This window comes from Pseudomonas sp. NPDC090755 (assembly GCF_044769005.1).
Classification (GTDB): domain Bacteria; phylum Pseudomonadota; class Gammaproteobacteria; order Pseudomonadales; family Pseudomonadaceae; genus Aquipseudomonas.
In genome coordinates, this window is sequence record NZ_JBIVXC010000005.1 from 34025 (window position 1) to 51170 (window position 17146).

Consider the following 17146-nt stretch of genomic DNA (forward strand, 5'->3'; position numbering starts at 1 on the left):
TTAAGGCCCAAGGCGCAAATGAAACGAACTGCTTTCTTTATCTCCGACGGCACAGGCATCACGGCCGAGACGCTGGGACAGAGTCTTCTGGCCCAATTCGATAGCATTCCGTTCAATAAATTCACCCGTCCGTACATCGACAGCCTGGACAAGGCGCGGGCCATGGTACAACAGATCAATGCCGCCGCCGAACGCGATGGCATGCGCCCGATCATCTTCGACACCATCGTCAATCAGGACATCCGCGAGGTGCTGGCCACCTCCAACGGCTTCATGATCGACATCTTTTCGACCTTCCTGGCCCCGCTGGAGCAGGAACTGACGGCCCATTCGTCCTATTCGGTGGGTAAATCCCACTCCATCGGCGGCAACTCCAACTACATGGAGCGCATCGAAGCGGTCAACTTCGCCCTGGACAACGACGATGGCGCCCGCACCCACTACTACGACAAGGCCGACCTGATCCTGGTGGGCGTGTCACGCTGCGGCAAGACCCCGACCTGCCTGTACATGGCCATGCAATTCGGTATCCGTGCGGCCAACTACCCGCTGACCGAAGACGACATGGAGCGCCTGCAACTGCCCAAGGCCCTGAAGAACCACCAGCACAAGCTGTTCGGCCTGACCATCGACCCGGACCGTCTGACCGCCATTCGCCACGAGCGCAAGCCCAACAGCCGCTACGCCAGCTTCGCCCAGTGCGAATTCGAGGTGCGCGAAGTGGAGAACCTGTTCCGCCGGGAGAACATCCCGCACATCAACTCCACGCATTTCTCGGTGGAAGAGATTTCGGCGAAGATCCTGGTGGAAAAAGGCGTGGAGCGACGCTTCAAGTAACCCCCTTGCGCCTGCGCCAACCCTGTAGCCGCTGCCGCCAGGCTGCGATCGGCTGCAAAGCAGTCGCAACCCAGGCACCTCGGCAGTCCTGATACACCGAGCAGGCCAGGTTTACGGCCGTTACACGGCCGATCGCAGCCTGGCGGCAGCGGCTACAAAGCCTGCACCCCATTCAACGGACAAAGAACCAAAAAAAAGCCCCGGCTCACACCGGGGCTTTTTCATTCAGCTCGGACTCAGGACGGCACCACCGCCGCCTGCCCGCTCAGGGCCAGATCCACCAGCTCGCGGTTGGCCACCGCGTACATGGCGTAATCGGTGCCGGTCGCGGCCCGCAGTTCGTCGAGCATGGCACGCCAGCGCTCGACCATGACCCGGTGCTGTTCCAGCCACAGGGCCACCCGCGCATCCATGTCCTCAGGGGCATCGGCCATCTGCAGCACGGAGATGGTGATCGCCCGCTGTTGCAGGTCGATGTCGTCGCGGAACGACTCGCGGGCCAAGGCCTGCCAGTTGTTTTCCACGCTCAGGTTACTGATTTCCTGCAAGTACCAGGTCAGGTCCAGGGCACTGCCGACGGCGAAGAAGGCCTTGGCCACTTCGGCCGGGTCCTGGCCGGTGACGTCGGACGCCTCGATGATCGGCAACAGGGTGTACAGGTGTGTGGTACCCGCCACCATGCGCGCCAGCAGTTCCGGTACGCCGGCCTCGACGAAGCCCTGGTAGCGGGTCATCCAGCGCTCGCGGGTAGGCCCTTCCAGCAGTTCATCGAGTTTCAGCCCCAGTTGCGCGATCTTCGGCCCGAAGTGCGCCACGTCACGCCCGGCATCCTGCTCGTTGCGACGGCTGCGTAGGAACCAGCGGGTCGCCCGACGGCCCAGGCGCATCAACTCGTCCATCAGGGTCAGCTGGATTTCAGCCGGCACCTGGTAGTCCAACGCCTCGATCTGACGGAACCAGTGCGGCAGGTGGAAGATGTCGCGCACGATCACGTAGGCCCCGGCGACGTTCGCCGGGCTCATGCCGGTGGACTCCTTCAGGCGCTGGACGAAGGTGATGCCCATGTTGTTGACCAGGTCGTTGGCGATCTGGGTACTGACGATTTCGCGCTTGAGGCGATGGCGACGCATGGCCTCGGTGAACTTGCTCACCAGCGACGGCGGGAAGGCGGTATCCATGTCGCGGGTCAGATAGTCGTCGTCCGGCACCAGCGACTTGAGCAGCTGCTCCTTCAAGTCGATCTTGCTGTAGGAGATCAGTACCGACAGCTCGGCACGGGTCAGGCCCTGGCCAGCAGCCAGGCGCTCGGCCAGTTGCTCTTCGGTGGGCAGGAACTCGATGGCCCGGTCCAGCTTGCCACGAACTTCCAGGTCAGCCATCAGCCGCTTGTACTCAGCGATGCGTTCCTTGGCGCGACGCGCAGCCAGGGACAACGCCTGGGTCTGCTTGTAGTTGTTGCCCAGCACCAGGCCGGCCACTTCGTCGGTCATGCTGCCCAGCAGCTGGTTGCGCTGCTTCTCGGTCATGTCGCCAGCCTGCACCACTTCGTTGAGCAGGATCTTGATGTTGACCTCGTGGTCGGAGCAGTCCACGCCACCGGCGTTGTCGATGAAGTCGGTGTTGGTGGCGCCGCCATTGAGGCCGAACTCGACCCGGCCGAGCTGGGTCATGCCCAGGTTGCCGCCCTCGCCCACCACCTTGCAGCGCAGCTCATTGCCATCGACCCGCAGGGCGTCGTTGGCCTTGTCGCCGACATCGGCATGGCTTTCTTCACTGGACTTGACGTAGGTGCCGATACCGCCGTTCCAGAGCAAGTCCACCGGCGCCTTGAGCAGCGCGTTGAGCAGCTCGGTCGGGGTCAGCTTGTCGGCTTCGATGGCGAAGCGCTCTTTCATCTGCGGGGTGATCGCGATGCTTTTCGCGCTGCGCGGGAAGATCCCGCCACCTTCGGACATGATGCTGGTGTCGTAGTCGCTCCAGGCCGAACGCGGCAGGTCGAACAGGCGCTTGCGCTCGGCAAAGCTGCTGGCAGGCTCCGGGTTCGGATCGATGAAGATGTGCAGGTGGTTGAACGCAGCCACCAGTTGCAGCTTGTCGGACATCAACAAGCCGTTGCCGAACACGTCGCCGGCCATGTCGCCGACACCGACCACGGTGATCGGGTCTTCCTGGACGTTGATGCCGCGCTCACGGAAATGACGCTGCACGCCAACCCAGGCGCCACGGGCAGTGATGCCCATCTTCTTGTGGTCGTAACCGGCCGAACCACCGGAGGCGAACGCATCGCCCAGCCAGAAGCCGTAGTCGATGGCAATGCCGTTGGCGATGTCGGAGAAGGTCGCGGTGCCCTTGTCGGCCGCCACCACCAGGTAGGGGTCGTCATCGTCATGACGCACGACGTTGGCCGGCGGCACCAGGGCGCCGTCCTTGAGGTTGTCGGTGATGTCCAGCAGGCCGGAAATGAAGATCCGGTAGCAGGCGATGCCTTCGGCCTGGATCTCGTCACGGCTGCCGCCCAGCGGCAGGCGACGCGGCAGGAAGCCGCCCTTGGCACCGACCGGCACGATCACCGAGTTCTTCACCTGCTGGGCTTTGACCAGGCCCAGCACCTCGGTGCGGAAGTCTTCCTCGCGGTCCGACCAGCGCAGGCCACCACGGGCCACGTTGCCGAAACGCAGGTGCACGCCTTCGACCCGCGGCGAGTAAACGAAGATCTCGAACTTCGGTACCGGCTTGGGCAGTTCGGGGATCAGCTTGGGATTGAACTTGAAGCTGAAGTACGACTTGTTCTGGCCCTGGGCGTCGGTCTGGTAGTAGTTGGTGCGCAGGGTGGCCTTGATCAGGTCCAGGTAGCGACGCAGGATGCGGTCTTCGTTGAGCACCTGGACCTCGTCCAGGGCCGTGAGGATCGCCTGCTCCAGGCGTTGCTGCTTGTCACCCAGGTCTTCAACGGTGAGCTTGCGCGCCAGGTAGAAGCGGGTCTTGAACAACCGGGTCAGCTCGCGGGCGATGTCGGTGTGGTTGTTCAGGGTGCTGGCGATGTACCCCAGGTCGAAGCCCAGGCGGATCTGCTTGAGGTAACGGGCGTAGGCACGCAGCAGCGCCACGTCGCGCCACGGCAGGCCGGCGGTCAGCACCAGCCGGTTGAAGGCGTCGTTTTCCGCATCGCCCTTGACGATGTGAACGAAGGCATCCTGCAGGGTGTCGTTGAGCTGCTGGATATCCAGGTTCAAGCCTTCGGCGGCAGTGAAGGCGAAGTCATGGATCCAGAACTCACGACCGTTGGCATGACGCAGGCGATACGGGAACTCGCCGAGCACGCGCAGGCCGAGGTTTTCCAGGATCGGCAGGACGTCCGACAGCGCCAGTGGCGTATCGGCGTGGTACAGCTTGCAGTGCAGTTGCTGTTTACCGACCTGGGTCAGCGGCTGGTAGAAGCTCATGACCAGCGGCTTGCGCTCGGACAGGGTCAGCAGGTGCTGCATGTCGACCACCGCCGAGTGGGCGGCGAAGCGCTCGCGGTAACCGGCCGGGAAGCCTTTCGGGAAGTCGGCCAGGATATTGGTGCCCTGGGCTTCGCCGAAGTTCTCCACCACCAGCGCCGAGTAGTCGTCCTGCCACGAACGGCAGGCCTGGATCACTTCGTTCTCCAGCTGCTGCGGATCGATGTCGATGCGGTTCTTCGGATCGACGCGCAGGATCAGTTGCACGCGCGCCAGTACCGACTCGGAGAAGAAGGTCCAGAACTCGCAGTCGCTGGCCTTCAGGCGCTCCATCAGCACCTGCTGGATTTTCTGCCGCACTTCGGTGGAGTAGATGTCACGCGGCACATAGGCCAGGCAGTAGCAGAAGCGGCCGTACGGATCCTTGCGCAGGAAGACGCGGATCTTGTTGCGCTCCTGGATCTGCACGATCGACATCACGGTGCTGAACAGCTCGTCGACCGGGGTCTGGAACAGGTCGTCGCGCGGCAGCACTTCCAGGACCTGCGCCAGTTCCTTGCCCAGGTGCGCCTTGGGATCGAAATGCGAGCGGCGCTCGACTTCGGCCACCTTGTCGCGGATGTACGGGATCGAACGCACGCTCTCGCCATACACCGAAGAGGTGTACAAGCCCATGAAACGGCATTCCTTGATGACCTTGCCGTCGGCGTCCAGCTGGCGGATCGACACGTAGTCCGGATAGGCCGGACGGTGCACGCGGCTCGGGTGCGCGGCCTTGGCGAACGACAGCAGCAGCGGCTCGTGCAGGTAGCTGACGGCGTAGTCTTCGATGCGCAGCTCGTCGGAGGTCAGGCCGGTGCGCAGCAGGCGGGTCAGGCCGAGGAAAGACTGCTCGTCATAGACCAACTGGCCACCCTGGGCATCGCCATGGACGACGAATTCCTCATAGCCCAGGAAGGTGAAGTGGTTGCCCACCAGCCACTCCAGGAAGCCCTTGACCTCGGCCTTTTCGCCCTGGACAGCGGCGTAAGGGGTCTGCTCGACCAGTTCGACGATCTGGCGCAGCTTGGCTTTCATCGGTTCGAAGTCGGCGACGGCGACACGCACCTCGGCCAGCACCTGCTCCAGTTCGCGGGTCAGCAGGTTGAGTTCGGCGGTGTTGGCACAGCGGTCGATCTCCAGGTACATCAGCGACTCTTGTTGCACGCCTTCGCCCTGGGTGCCCTTGGGCAGGATTTCCAGCAGTTCGCCCTTGTCACCACGGCGCACGCTGAGCACGGTGGTCTGCAAGGTGTGGATGCTGTAGCCACGGCGGTTCAGCTCGGTACGGACCGAGTCGACCAGGAACGGCAGGTCATGGTGCAGGACTTCGACAGCGGTGTGAGTCGACTGCCAGCCATGACGCTCGTAATCGGGGTTGTAGACATGGACCTGCGGCTGGGCAGGGTCGAAGCGCTCGATGATGCGCCAGGCAGAGAGGGTGCAACCGGCCAGGTCCGACAGGCGGCGCTGGGTGAGTTCGTCCAGAGAGATGATGCCGAAGAACTGTTCGGCGAACATCGCCACTTGTGGCAGTGACTGTTCGCTGATGTGCTGCGCCAGGGCCGCTTGCAGTTGATGCTGGAAGTCGGCTTTGCTGGCTGCGGTGAAAAACGCCATCTGTGGTACTCCGCTTGGGCTTTGTTATTGAGTGAAGCGTCGCGCACGTCCGCCATGTACGGATCAACGATAGCCAACCCGTAGCAGGAAGACGGTAAAACCATAAGAACGGGCGCAAAACGCGACTCATGAGTCACATTCACCAATCCTGCGGATGGGCATCTGCAAAAACGACTGCGCCAGAGCGGGCTGTGTCTTTACGGGTGACCATCGACAGCGCAGCTTAACGAGTGCCTGCCCGCCCCTGCTTGCGAGGCTGCGACATATTCGGTCATTGAGGTGAAGGCGCAGGTTTATCCACAGGTCCAAGACTGGCAGAATCCTGTTTCAACTTATTGATCGAGCTTTCCATGCAACTGAAAACCGCCCTGCTCTTCGCCACCCCCTGCGATGATGAAGAAGACAACATGGCCACGCTGTGCTGCCACAGCGACAAGGGCCGGATGTTCATCATGACCCGCTATCCGGACGAAGACCGCGTGGACATCACCCTCGACGACCATTACGCCCCCGTCGAAGGCTTGAAGGTCACCCTGGGCAAGGCAAGGTTGCTGATCGAGGTTGCACCGCTGGATGCCGACGCCCTTGGCGGCGACGACCACCTGGAAATCATCCTGAGCAGCGATGGCACTGACCTGGCCGAAGTCGAAGAAACCCTGCAGAACATTCTCAAAGGCACTGGCACCTACGTCAGCGAACTGTGATCGTGCCGGCGGTTCCTTGACAAGGAACCGCCGGAAAAGGCATTGTCTGACAACCTGATCAATGAGCAATACCCCATGCTTGAGCTTCAGCGCCCCGATACGCTGGTCGAACGCGTTGTCGGCGCCATCCGTGCAGAGATCGATTCCGGGCGCCTGGCGGCCGAATCGCGTCTGCCCACCGAACAGCAACTGGCCGAACAGCTGAACGTCAGCCGTTCGGTGGTACGCGAGGCGGTGGCCCAGCTCAAGGCCGATGGGGTACTGATCGCCCGCCGTGGCTTGGGTTCGTACATTTCGCAAACCCCCACCGGCACGGTGTTCCGCTTTCCGTCCAGCCAGGGTCGCAGCCCCGACCTGGTGCAAATGTTCGAAGTGCGCCTGTGGATCGAGACCCAGGCCGCCTCCGTTGCCGCCCAGCGCCGCGATGCCGCAGACCTGGCACGCATGGGCAAGGCCCTGCAGGACATGCTCGACAAACGCAGTGACTTCGCCGCTGCGGCCGCCGCCGACGTCGAATTCCACCGCGCCATCGCCGAAGCCAGCAAGAACGATTACTTCGTAGCCTTCCACGACTTCCTCCGCGGGCAACTGGCCGCGGCACGCAAGGCCGCCTGGGAGAACTCGGCGGCGCACTCGGTGGGCGGCTCGGCCGATGCCAACCGCGAGCACCAGGCCCTGTACCAGGCCATCGCCGAGGGCGATCGCCACGCCGCTGCCGCCTGCGCCGAAGCCCACCTGCGCGCCTCGGCCAAGCGCCTGAAACTGGACCTGCCAAGCATCGATTGACCCTGAACCACCCTACATAGCGGGCGCTGATGGTCAGCGCCTTTTGTTCGACCTACTTAGTCTGACAACCTGATAAGCAGACTCTCTGACAAGAATAAGCCAAGGTGACACCTGCATGATCTACGACTACTGCATCATCGGCGGCGGCATCGTCGGCCTCGCCACCGCCATGGCGCTACTGGAACGCCAGCCGGGTGCCTCGCTGCTGATCCTGGAAAAGGAAGGCAGCCTGGCCAGGCACCAGACCGGTCATAACAGTGGCGTGATCCACGCCGGCATCTACTATGCCCCCGGCAGCCTCAAGGCCGACCTGTGCAAGCGTGGCGCCCAGGCCACCAAGGACTTCTGCAGCGAGCACAAGATCAAATTCGATGTCTGTGGCAAGTTGCTGGTGGCTTCCACCCCGCTGGAAGTCCAACGCATGCACGCCCTGTACGAGCGTTCGCAGCAGAACGGCCTGAAGGTCGAGCAACTCGACGCCCGGGAACTGCAACGTCGCGAGCCGAACATCGTCGGCCTGGGCGGGCTGTTTCTCGATGCCACCGGCATCGTCGACTACAAGCAGGTCTGCGAGGCGATGGCCCGGGTCATCCAGCGCGCCGGCGGCGAAGTGCAGCTGTCGACCACGGTGCGCGCCATCGTCGAGAGCGGCGACAAGGTCACCATCAGCAGCGACGACAAGGTCTGGAGCGCCCGCCAGCTGGTGGCCTGCGCCGGCCTGCAGTCCGATCGCCTGGCGGCCCTGGCCGGGGTGAAGATCGACCATCAGATCATTCCGTTTCGCGGCGAGTACTTCCGCTTGCCGGCAAGCAAGAACGACATCGTCAACCACCTGATCTACCCGATCCCCGACCCGGAGCTGCCGTTCCTCGGCGTGCACCTGACCCGCATGATCGACGGCAGCGTCACCGTCGGGCCGAACGCCGTGCTGGGCCTGGGCCGGGAGAACTACAGGAAGTTCTCGATCAACTGGCGGGATGTCGCCGAGTACGCACGTTTCCCCGGCTTCTGGAAAACCCTCTGGAACAACCTCGGTTCCGGCACCACCGAGATGAAGAACTCGCTGTTCAAGCGCGGCTACCTGGAGCAGTGCCGCAAGTACTGCCCGTCGCTGAACGTCGAGGACCTGCTGCCCTACGAGGCCGGTATTCGCGCCCAGGCGGTGATGCGCGACGGCACCCTGGTGCACGACTTCCTGTTCGCCGAGACGCCGCGCATGGTTCACGTCTGCAACGCACCGTCGCCGGCCGCCACCTCGGCCATTCCGATCGGCCAGATGATCGCCGACAGGATCCTCAAGACCCGCTGACCCCTGCTGCACCCCATAACTACAAAGACAACAAGGAAACCTCCGATGTCGGTACATGAGGCGGCCGCGGCCGCGACAGAAACCCCGGAACAGAAAAAGAAACGCCTGCGCAAGGTGGCGGCTGCCACCATCTTCGGCTCGATGCTGGAGTGGTATGACTTCTACCTGTACGCCACCATGGCGGCGATCGTCTTCTCGAAGATCTTCTTCGATGCCAGCAACCCGGCCGTGGCCTCGCTGCTGGCCTTCTCGACCTTTGCCATCGGCTTCATTGCCCGGCCGTTCGGCGGCGTGTTGTTCGGTTACCTGGGCGACCGCTTCGGGCGCAAGCAGGTGCTGGTCATCACCTTCTGCATGATGGGCGTGTGCACTACCCTGATCGGTTTGATCCCCAGCTACGCCTCGATCGGCATCTGGGCACCGATCATCCTGGTGCTGGTGCGCATCATCCAGGGCCTGGGCGCGGGTGCCGAGCTGTCCGGCGCGGCGGTCACCTCCTACGAGCACGCCAGCGAAGGCAAGCGCGGCAGCCAGGGCGCCTGGCCGGCGCTGGGCCTGAACCTGGGCCTGCTGCTGTCGTCGCTGACCGTCTACCTGCTGACCATGAACGGCAACGAGTTCCTCCTGGCCGGCGGCTGGCGCATCCCGTTCATCTGCAGCATCGTGCTGGTCGGCGTCGGCCTGTGGGTGCGCAAGAGCATTCCCGAGACCCCGGATTTCAAGGAACTCGACAAGACCCCGGCCAAGGCCCAGGTCTCGCCGCTCAAGCTGCTGTTCAAGAACGACCTCAAGGGCCTGGCCGTGGTGTTCTTCGTGGCCATCGGCTACAACGCCCTGAGCTACATCTTCAAGACCTTCTCGCTGGCCTACCTGACCCAGTACAAGGGCGTCGAAGCCCACGTCACCTCGTTGTCGGTGACCATTGCCAGCCTGGTGGCGATCTTCACCGTGCCGTTCTTCGGCTGGCTGTGCGACAAGTGGAGCAGCAAGACCGTGCTGATGCTCGGTGGCCTGTTCTCGGTACTGTTCGCCTTCCCGTTCCTGACATTGCTCAACACCGGCGAGCCGATGATGATTTACCTGGCCATCGGCATCGGCACCGGCATCCTCGCGCCGATGATGTTCGCGCCCCAAGGCTCGTTCCTCAGTCGCCAGTTCCCGACCCAGACCCGCTCCTCGGGCTTTGGCACCGGTCGCGAAATCGGCACCGCGGTGGCCGGCGGCCTGGCGCCGCTGGGTGGCCTGGCCCTGGTGGCAAGCTCTGCGACCCACTCCACCGATGGCGTGGCGATCATTCTCGCGGTCTCGGCGGTGCTGGTGGTGGTGTTTGCCCTGTGCGATCAGGGGCGCAAGCATTCCAGCTTCAAGAACTGAAAAATCTCCCTCCATCCGCGTAGCTTCAGCCTACGCGGATTACCGACCTTCCTGCCCGCATACCCGGGCAGATTTCCACTACAGTTGCTGTGAACAACACAGCAACGTGTGGCTGGCGTATCGACGCATTTCCGGCTTCACCCTGGAGCGAGACCTGCGCCGATGGTGTCCATCTACCAACTCAAGCCCGCCTTTCAGAACCTCTTGCGCCCCTTGGTCAGGCGCCTGTACGACCGAGGCATCACGGCCAACCAGGTCACCCTGCTGGCCGGTGCCTGTTCGGTACTGCTCGGCGGCGTCATTGCCTTGTTCGCCGAGCACACATGGCTGTTCGCCCTGATCCCCTTGTGGATGATCCTGCGCATGGCCCTCAACGCCATCGACGGCATGCTCGCCCGGGAATTCGGCCAGCAATCGCACCTGGGCGCCTACCTCAATGAGCTTTGCGACATCGTTGCCGACAGCGCCCTGATCCTGCCGTTTGCCCTCATTCCCGGCGCCAGCCTGTTCGCCGTGGTGCTGGTCGCGCTGCTGGCGGTGTTCAGCGAATACACCGGCGTCATGGGGCCGATGATCGGTGCCTCGCGGCGCTACGACGGGCCGATGGGCAAGAGTGATCGCGCCTTCGTGCTCGGTGCCCTGGCCCTCGCCATCGCCCCGGGCTGGCTCGGCCCCGCCTGGATCAACGGCGTATTCGCGGCGCTTGCCGTATTGCTGGTGTACACCCTGGTCAACCGGGTGCGCCATGGATTGAGAGAAGCCACGCAAAACGCTCCATCAGCATAGGGAAGTTGCAATGCGCCACGCTCAGGACCGAACCTTCACCACCCATGACGGCGTAGAACTGTTCTACCGCCACTGGCCCGCGACCGACGCCACGCCCGGTGAGCCACGCAAGGCCGTGCTGCTGTTTCACCGTGGCCACGAACACTCCGGGCGCATCGCCCACCTGGTGGATGAGCTGGACCTGGCCGGGGTCGACTTCTTCGCCTGGGACGCACGCGGCCATGGCCAGTCACCGGGCGCGCGCGGCGACAGCCCGAGCTTCGCCACCAGCGCCCGCGACGTGCAGACGTTCTGCGACCACCTGGCTAGCACCCACGGCATCGACGAAGAGAACATTGCCGTGGTGGCACAGAGCGTGGGCGCGGTGGTCGTTGCCACCTGGGTCCATGATTACGCCCCGCGCATCCGCTCGCTGGTGCTCGCCTCCCCGGCCTTCAAGGTCAAACTCTACGTGCCGTTCGCCCGGCCGGGCCTTGCCCTGATGCGCAAGGTGCGCGGCAACTTTTTCGTCAACAGCTACGTCAAGGCACGCTTCCTCAGCCATGACCCGCAGCGGGTGGCGTCCTATGACCAGGATCCGCTGATCACCAAGAGCATCTCGGTCACCGTGCTGCTGGGGCTCTATGAAGCCGCCGAGCGTGTGGTCGCCGATGCCCAGGCCATCCAGGTGCCCACCCAGCTGCTGATCTCCGGCGCCGACTTCGTGGTGCACCGCAAGCCCCAGGAGCAGTTTTTCGAGCGTCTGGGCAGCGTGGACAAGGAAAAGCACATCCTGCCGGGTTTCTTCCACGACACCCTGGGGGAACAACATCGCGCACCGGCGGTTGCCAGCATGCGCCGCTTCATCCTGCAGAACTTTGCCCGGCCCCTGAATCGTCCCTCCCTGCTGGAGGCCGACCGCCTGGGCGCCACCTGCGCCGAGGCCGAAACCCTGGCCAGGTCGCTGCCACGTAACTCCCTTCGCGACCTGTACTGGCGAATGACCCGGGCGAGCCTGGGACTGGGCAGCAGGTTGTCGGCGGGGGTCAAGCTGGGCTTTGCCACCGGCTTCGACTCGGGCAGCACCCTGGATTACGTGTACCGCAACCAGGCGACCGGGTTGTCGCCGGTCGGCCGGATGATCGACCGCAACTACCTCGACTCCATCGGCTGGCGTGGCATCCGCCAACGCAAGGTGCATCTTGAGGAGCTGCTGCGCCTGGCCATGGGCTGGCTGCGCGAGCAACAGCGCGAAGTCCGTATCGTCGATATCGCTGCCGGCCATGGCCGCTACATCCTCGAAGCCATGCAGGGCGTGACGCCGCTGCCGGAATCGATCCTGCTGCGCGACTACAGCGACATCAACGTGCGCGATGGCAGTGCCCTGATCAACGACAAGGGGCTGGACGGTATCGCCCGTTTCGTCAAAGGCGACGCCTTCGATCGCCAGAGCCTGGCGACCTTGACGCCCAGGCCAACCCTGGCAGTGGTGTCCGGCCTGTATGAACTGTTCGCCGACAATGAAAGGGTCGCCGGCTCCCTCGCAGGGCTGGCCGACGCCGTGGAACCGGGCGGTTACCTGATCTACACCGGACAACCCTGGCACCCGCAACTGGAGCTGATCGCCCGCGCCCTCACCAGCCACCGTGACGGCCAGGCCTGGGTCATGCGCCGGCGCAGCCAGGCCGAGATGGATCAACTGGTACAGGCGGCCGGCTTTCGCAAGGTCACCCAACGGGTGGATGAATGGGGGATCTTCAGCGTGTCGGTTGCGCAACGGGTGCAATGATGAGCACCGCGGCCATCGCCTCCACCCGCGAACCCGGGCTGCTCAAACCCGCGGTGCTCTGGCTGTTGCTGCTGGCACCGCTGTTCTTCGGCACCTACGGCTTCGCCACCTGGGTCACCACGCAACGCGATGACGTCGGCGCCGTGGTATTCGGTTGGGAAGCGCACATGCCATTCTGGCCCTGGACCATCGTCCCCTACTGGTCCATCGACCTGCTGTATGGCCTCTCCCTGCTGCTGCCGCGCAGCCGCGAAGCCCTCAAGCGCCATGCCCTGCGCTTGCTCAGCGCGCAGGTGATTGCCGTCAGTTGCTTCCTGCTCTGGCCGCTGCGCTTCACCTTCGAGCGACCGGAACTCGATGGCCTGTTCGGCTGGTTGTTCGCCGTGCTCGCCGGTTTCGATAAACCCTTCAACCAGGCGCCGTCGCTGCACATCGCCCTGCTGGTGATCCTCTGGGTGTGCTATGCGCAACACAGCCAGGGACTCTGGCGCTGGCTGGTGCATGGCTGGTTCGCTGTGATCGGCATTTCCGTACTGACCACTTACCAGCATCATTTCATCGATGTCCCCACAGGCGCCCTGGCCGGTTGGCTGTGCGTCTGGCTGTGGCCGCTGGAGGGCCCCGGCATGCTGCAACAGCTGCGCGCGGCCAGGGACCGCAAACGCTGGCGCCTGGCAGGCTACTACGCACTCGGCGCCAGCCTGTTCACCCTTGCAGCCTTCGTCCTGAAGGGCGGCTGGCTGTGGCTGACCTGGCCGGCAGTATCCTTGCTGCTGGTGGCCTTGAACTATGCGCTGTTCGATGCCGCCGGGTTCCAGAAAGGCGCCGATGGCCGGTTGAGCAGTGCTGTGCGCTGGTTGCTGGCGCCCTATCTGCTGGCAGCCTGGATCAACTCGCGCCTGTGGACCCGCCAGCATCCGCAGCCTGACGAGGTTGTCGAGAATGTCTGGCTGGGACGTATTCCAAACGCCACGCAGCTGACCCACGCGCCCTTCGCCACCGTGCTGGACCTGTGCGCCGAGCTGCCATTCCCCGCCTGCCGGGTCACCTACCGCAGCGTGCCGGTGCTCGACCTGATCGCCCCGACCACCGATCAATGCCTGGCGCTGGCCCAGGCGGTGGAAAACCTGCGTCATCAGGGGCCCTTGCTGGTCTGCTGCGCCCTGGGCTATTCGCGCAGTGCCACGGCGGTGGCCGCCTGGCTGCTGCACAGCGGCCGCGCCAGCAGCGTCGATGCCGCCATCGCGATCATCCGCAAAGCGCGCCCGGGGATTGTCCTGCATACCGCGCACCGCCTGGCCCTTGAGCCATTGGCGGGCAACCCGGGGATGGCCCATGCGCACTGACATGGAACTGCATTGCGTAGCCAGCCTGTTGCGTCGCGGGCGCAGCCTGGACCAGTTGTCCACAGGGCTGACCCTGCTCGGGGTATTGCAGGGGCTCGTCCCAGGCTGGCTGGGGGCATTCAATCCCTGGGCACTGGCCGTAGCCTGCGCACTGCTCCTGCTCGGCCTTGGACAAAAATACTGGGCGCTGCGGGTGGCTTTCGATGCCGACCTGTTCCAGCGGATCGCGGACAGCCCGTTGCCCCTGGACGATTCCACCCGCGCGCTGGACAACGCCCTGGCATCACTGGGCCTGCAACCCTCCACCGGCGCGCAACGCCCCTGGCGTGATCGCAGCCGCGGCGCATTGAATCTGCTGCGCCGCCAGGCCCTGCTGCTGGCGGCGCAGCTACTCTTGACCCTGGGATACCTGCTGACGAGCCCCTGGTGGGCCATAGCCGGATAAGGACGCATATGCTCGAACCCTTGGTCGCACACCTCATCACCTCGGCAGCACGTACCCTCACCGGCGCCCGCAGCTTGTGGCTTGGCTGCGGCCCGGAGCCGGTGCAGCGCATCTACTTCGCCAACCACACCAGCCATGGTGATTTCGTCCTGCTCTGGGCCTCGTTGCCACCGCCGCTGCGCAAGACCACGCGCCCGGTGGCCGGCGCCGACTACTGGCAAACCGGCGCGATCCGCCGCTACGTCATCAACCAGGTATTCAATGGCGTGCTGATCGATCGCGAGCGCCACGATCCCCAGGCCAACCCCTTGCAACCCATGCTCCAGGCCCTGGAAAGCGGCGACTCCCTGATCCTCTTCCCCGAAGGTACGCGCAACCAGGAAGACGGCCTACAACCGTTCAAAAGCGGGCTCTACCACCTGGCAAAGGCCCATCCCCACGTGCAACTGATCCCGGTGTGGATCGCCAACCTCAACCGGGTGATGCCCAAGGGCCGGGTGCTACCGCTGCCGCTGCTGTGCACCACCAGTTTCGGCGCAGCCCTTTGCCTGCAGGACGATGAGAGCAAGGCGCAATTCCTGGAGCGCAGCCGCGCCGCCCTGCTGGCCCTGGCCCCGGAGCACAATTGACATGGACCAGCAGACCCTGATGCTGTTTGCCGGGATCGGCGCGATCCTGGTGCTGGCTTCGGTCATCGGCTTTGTGTTGAAACGGCGCTGTGCCGGCTCGCCGAATGCCGTGATCGACAACCTCAACGCCCGCATCAACGCCTGGTGGGTGATGGTGTTGGTCATCGGCATTGCCTTCTGGCTGGGCAACGGCGCGGTGATCCTGCTGTTCTATGCCGTCTCGTTCTACGCCCTGCGCGAGTTCCTCAGCCTGATTCCGACCCGGCGCAGCGACTATCCGGCACTGGCAGCGGCGTTCTACCTGGCCCTGCCCCTGCAATACCTGCTGATCTACGCCGACTGGTACGGCCTGTTCTCGATCTTCATTCCGGTCTATGTATTTTTGCTGCTGCCCATCCTCGCCTCACTGGGCGGTGACAGCGCACACTTTCTCGAACGCGCCTCCAAGGTCCAGTGGGGGCTGATGATCGCGGTGTACTGCGTGTCGTTCGTACCGGCGCTGCTGACCCTGGACATCGCCGGCTACGAAAACCGCAACCTGCTGCTGATCGCCTACCTGGTGATCGTCGTGCAGCTGTCCGATGTGCTGCAGTACGTGTGCGGCAAGTTATTGGGCAAAAACAAGATCGCCCCCAACCTGTCGCCGTCCAAAACCGTCGAAGGCTTTGTCGGCGGCCTGTTGCTGGCCTCGCTGATCGGCGCCGCCTTGTGGTGGATCACCCCGTTCAACCTCTGGCAGTCGTTTGTGATCGCCCTGCTGATCAACCTGCTGGGTTTTGCCGGCGGCATCGTCATGTCGGCGATCAAGCGCGACCGCGGGGTGAAAGACTGGGGGCACATGATCGAAGGACACGGCGGCATGCTCGACCGGCTTGACTCGGTGTGCTTCGCCGCGCCGATCTTCTTTCACCTGGTGCGTTACTGGTGGACGTGAGATCGCTCGCGGAGCAAGCCCGCTCCTACACCCGCGAGGCGGCTTGGAACTACACAAAATTACCCACCGCCATTAGTAGCGGGAGGCCCGGATGCATTAAAGTATCAGCCCCTGCCCCGGCACCCTCACGCAGATCGCCCGGGCGTTATTCCAGGAACAGTCAACGATGGAACACCGTGAGGCGCTGATCGCGCTGCGCACCTTTCTTTCAACCCAGATCCTTGGCCAGGAAAAACTCGTCGAGCGCCTGCTCATCGTGCTGCTGGCCGACGGCCACATGCTGGTCGAAGGCGCGCCAGGGCTGGCCAAGACCAAGGCCATCAAGGAACTGGCCGAAGGTGTCGAGGCGCAGTTCCATCGTATCCAGTTCACCCCCGACCTGCTCCCGGCCGACATCACCGGCACCGAGATCTATCGCCCGGAAACCGGCAGCTTCGTGTTCCAGCAGGGGCCGATCTTCCACAACCTGGTGCTGGCCGACGAAATCAACCGGGCGCCGGCCAAGGTCCAGTCGGCCCTGCTCGAAGCCATGGCCGAGCGCCAGGTCAGTGTCGGACGCAGCACCTATGAGCTGTCGCCGCTGTTTCTGGTGATGGCCACGCAGAACCCGATCGAGCAGGAAGGCACCTACCCGCTACCCGAAGCCCAGCTCGACCGCTTCCTCATGCACGTGAAAATCGGTTTCCCGGATGCCTCGGTGGAGCGCCGCATTCTCCAGCAGGCCCGCGGCGAGGCGCTCAATGGCGAGGCCAAGCCCGAGCGCCGGGTCAGCCAGCAGGCGATCTTCGCCGCGCGCAAGGAGATCCTCGGCCTGTACATGGCCGACGCCGTGGAGGAATACCTGGTGCAGCTGGTCATGGCCACGCGCACCTCGGCCAAGTTCGACCCGGAACTGGCCGACTGGATCGCCTACGGCGCCAGCCCCCGTGGTTCCATTGCCCTGGACCGTTGTGCCCGGGCCCATGCCTGGCTGGCCGGGCGCGACTTCGTCAGCCCTGAAGACATCCAGGCGGTACTTTTCGATGTCCTGCGCCACCGCATCATCCTGTCCTTCGAAGCCGAGGCCGCCGGGATCGATCAGGACCGGGTGATCCAGCGCATCCTCGACGTCGTCGCTGTCGCCTGA

The 17146-nt window shown here is 64.0% G+C and carries 13 protein-coding genes; 12 read left to right on the top strand and 1 reads right to left on the bottom strand.

All coding sequences use genetic code 11. The annotated features are described in order from the left end of the window. The first annotated feature begins 18 nt into the window (after window positions 1-18). Window positions 19-837, top strand: a complete 819-nt coding sequence (locus ACIQUS_RS09950) for a pyruvate, water dikinase regulatory protein (RefSeq protein ID WP_403046184.1) — start codon at window positions 19-21, stop codon at window positions 835-837. 236 nt (window positions 838-1073) lie between these two features. On the opposite strand, the gene ACIQUS_RS09955 is transcribed toward ACIQUS_RS09950, so the two are convergent. Then, window positions 1074-5939 (bottom strand): NAD-glutamate dehydrogenase, encoded by a 4866-nt coding sequence (locus tag ACIQUS_RS09955; RefSeq protein ID WP_403046187.1) that lies wholly within the window; start codon window positions 5937-5939, stop codon window positions 1074-1076. A 350-nt stretch (window positions 5940-6289) separates the two neighbouring features. On the opposite strand from ACIQUS_RS09955, the gene ACIQUS_RS09960 reads away from it, so the two are divergent. The 11 genes from ACIQUS_RS09960 (at window position 6290) to ACIQUS_RS10010 (ending at window position 17146) form a co-directional block, all read left to right on the top strand. Beyond that, window positions 6290-6643: a hypothetical protein gene (locus tag ACIQUS_RS09960; protein WP_403046189.1), complete on the top strand. Its 354-nt coding sequence runs from the start codon at window positions 6290-6292 to the stop codon at window positions 6641-6643. A 75-nt stretch (window positions 6644-6718) separates the two neighbouring features. Continuing rightward, window positions 6719-7429 (top strand): FadR/GntR family transcriptional regulator, encoded by a 711-nt coding sequence (locus ACIQUS_RS09965; protein ID WP_403046787.1) that lies wholly within the window; start codon window positions 6719-6721, stop codon window positions 7427-7429. A 115-nt stretch (window positions 7430-7544) separates the two neighbouring features. Further along, window positions 7545-8738: an L-2-hydroxyglutarate oxidase gene (gene lhgO / locus ACIQUS_RS09970; RefSeq protein WP_403046192.1), complete on the top strand. Its 1194-nt coding sequence runs from the start codon at window positions 7545-7547 to the stop codon at window positions 8736-8738. A 45-nt stretch (window positions 8739-8783) separates the two neighbouring features. Then, entirely contained in the window at window positions 8784-10112 is a 1329-nt protein-coding gene (locus ACIQUS_RS09975) for an MFS transporter (protein WP_285862418.1), read from the top strand. 162 nt (window positions 10113-10274) lie between these two features. Beyond that, window positions 10275-10898 carry a CDP-alcohol phosphatidyltransferase family protein gene (locus tag ACIQUS_RS09980; protein WP_403046196.1) on the top strand — a complete coding sequence of 208 codons (624 nt, stop codon included), beginning with the start codon at window positions 10275-10277 and terminating at the stop codon, window positions 10896-10898. A gap of 10 nt (window positions 10899-10908) precedes the next feature. Beyond that, the gene (locus tag ACIQUS_RS09985) at window positions 10909-12666 is read left to right on the top strand and encodes a bifunctional alpha/beta hydrolase/class I SAM-dependent methyltransferase (protein ID WP_403046198.1); all 1758 of its coding nucleotides are present in this window, start codon (window positions 10909-10911) and stop codon (window positions 12664-12666) included. Then, window positions 12666-14012 carry a phosphatase PAP2/dual specificity phosphatase family protein gene (locus ACIQUS_RS09990; protein WP_403046201.1) on the top strand — a complete coding sequence of 449 codons (1347 nt, stop codon included), beginning with the start codon at window positions 12666-12668 and terminating at the stop codon, window positions 14010-14012. The genes ACIQUS_RS09985 and ACIQUS_RS09990 overlap by 1 nt, the downstream gene beginning before the upstream one ends. After that, window positions 14002-14457 (top strand): hypothetical protein, encoded by a 456-nt coding sequence (locus ACIQUS_RS09995; RefSeq protein ID WP_403046204.1) that lies wholly within the window; start codon window positions 14002-14004, stop codon window positions 14455-14457. Before ACIQUS_RS09990 ends, ACIQUS_RS09995 begins: the two co-directional genes overlap by 11 nt. Before the next feature lie 8 nt (window positions 14458-14465). Further along, window positions 14466-15086, top strand: coding sequence for a lysophospholipid acyltransferase family protein (locus ACIQUS_RS10000; protein WP_403046206.1), 621 nt, complete (start codon window positions 14466-14468; stop codon window positions 15084-15086). Between the two features lies 1 nt (window position 15087). Next, complete coding sequence (locus ACIQUS_RS10005; RefSeq protein WP_403046208.1) at window positions 15088-16020, top strand: phosphatidate cytidylyltransferase; 933 nt, start codon at window positions 15088-15090, stop codon at window positions 16018-16020. Window positions 16021-16186: 166 nt separating this feature from the next. Further along, window positions 16187-17146 carry an AAA family ATPase gene (locus tag ACIQUS_RS10010; protein WP_403046210.1) on the top strand — a complete coding sequence of 320 codons (960 nt, stop codon included), beginning with the start codon at window positions 16187-16189 and terminating at the stop codon, window positions 17144-17146.

Excerpts from the sequence above, each read along its gene's own strand:
- ACIQUS_RS09950 (WP_403046184.1), top strand. The coding sequence starts at position 19 with ATGAAACGAACTGCTTTCTTTATCTCCGACGGCACAGGCATCACGGCC.
- ACIQUS_RS09955 (WP_403046187.1), bottom strand. The coding sequence starts at position 5,939 with ATGGCGTTTTTCACCGCAGCCAGCAAAGCCGACTTCCAGCATCAACTG.
- ACIQUS_RS09960 (WP_403046189.1), top strand. The coding sequence starts at position 6,290 with ATGCAACTGAAAACCGCCCTGCTCTTCGCCACCCCCTGCGATGATGAA.
- ACIQUS_RS09965 (WP_403046787.1), top strand. The coding sequence starts at position 6,719 with ATGCTTGAGCTTCAGCGCCCCGATACGCTGGTCGAACGCGTTGTCGGC.
- lhgO (WP_403046192.1), top strand. The coding sequence starts at position 7,545 with ATGATCTACGACTACTGCATCATCGGCGGCGGCATCGTCGGCCTCGCC.
- ACIQUS_RS09975 (WP_285862418.1), top strand. The coding sequence starts at position 8,784 with ATGTCGGTACATGAGGCGGCCGCGGCCGCGACAGAAACCCCGGAACAG.
- ACIQUS_RS09980 (WP_403046196.1), top strand. The coding sequence starts at position 10,275 with ATGGTGTCCATCTACCAACTCAAGCCCGCCTTTCAGAACCTCTTGCGC.
- ACIQUS_RS09985 (WP_403046198.1), top strand. The coding sequence starts at position 10,909 with ATGCGCCACGCTCAGGACCGAACCTTCACCACCCATGACGGCGTAGAA.
- ACIQUS_RS09990 (WP_403046201.1), top strand. The coding sequence starts at position 12,666 with ATGAGCACCGCGGCCATCGCCTCCACCCGCGAACCCGGGCTGCTCAAA.
- ACIQUS_RS09995 (WP_403046204.1), top strand. The coding sequence starts at position 14,002 with ATGCGCACTGACATGGAACTGCATTGCGTAGCCAGCCTGTTGCGTCGC.
- ACIQUS_RS10000 (WP_403046206.1), top strand. The coding sequence starts at position 14,466 with ATGCTCGAACCCTTGGTCGCACACCTCATCACCTCGGCAGCACGTACC.
- ACIQUS_RS10005 (WP_403046208.1), top strand. The coding sequence starts at position 15,088 with ATGGACCAGCAGACCCTGATGCTGTTTGCCGGGATCGGCGCGATCCTG.
- ACIQUS_RS10010 (WP_403046210.1), top strand. The coding sequence starts at position 16,187 with ATGGAACACCGTGAGGCGCTGATCGCGCTGCGCACCTTTCTTTCAACC.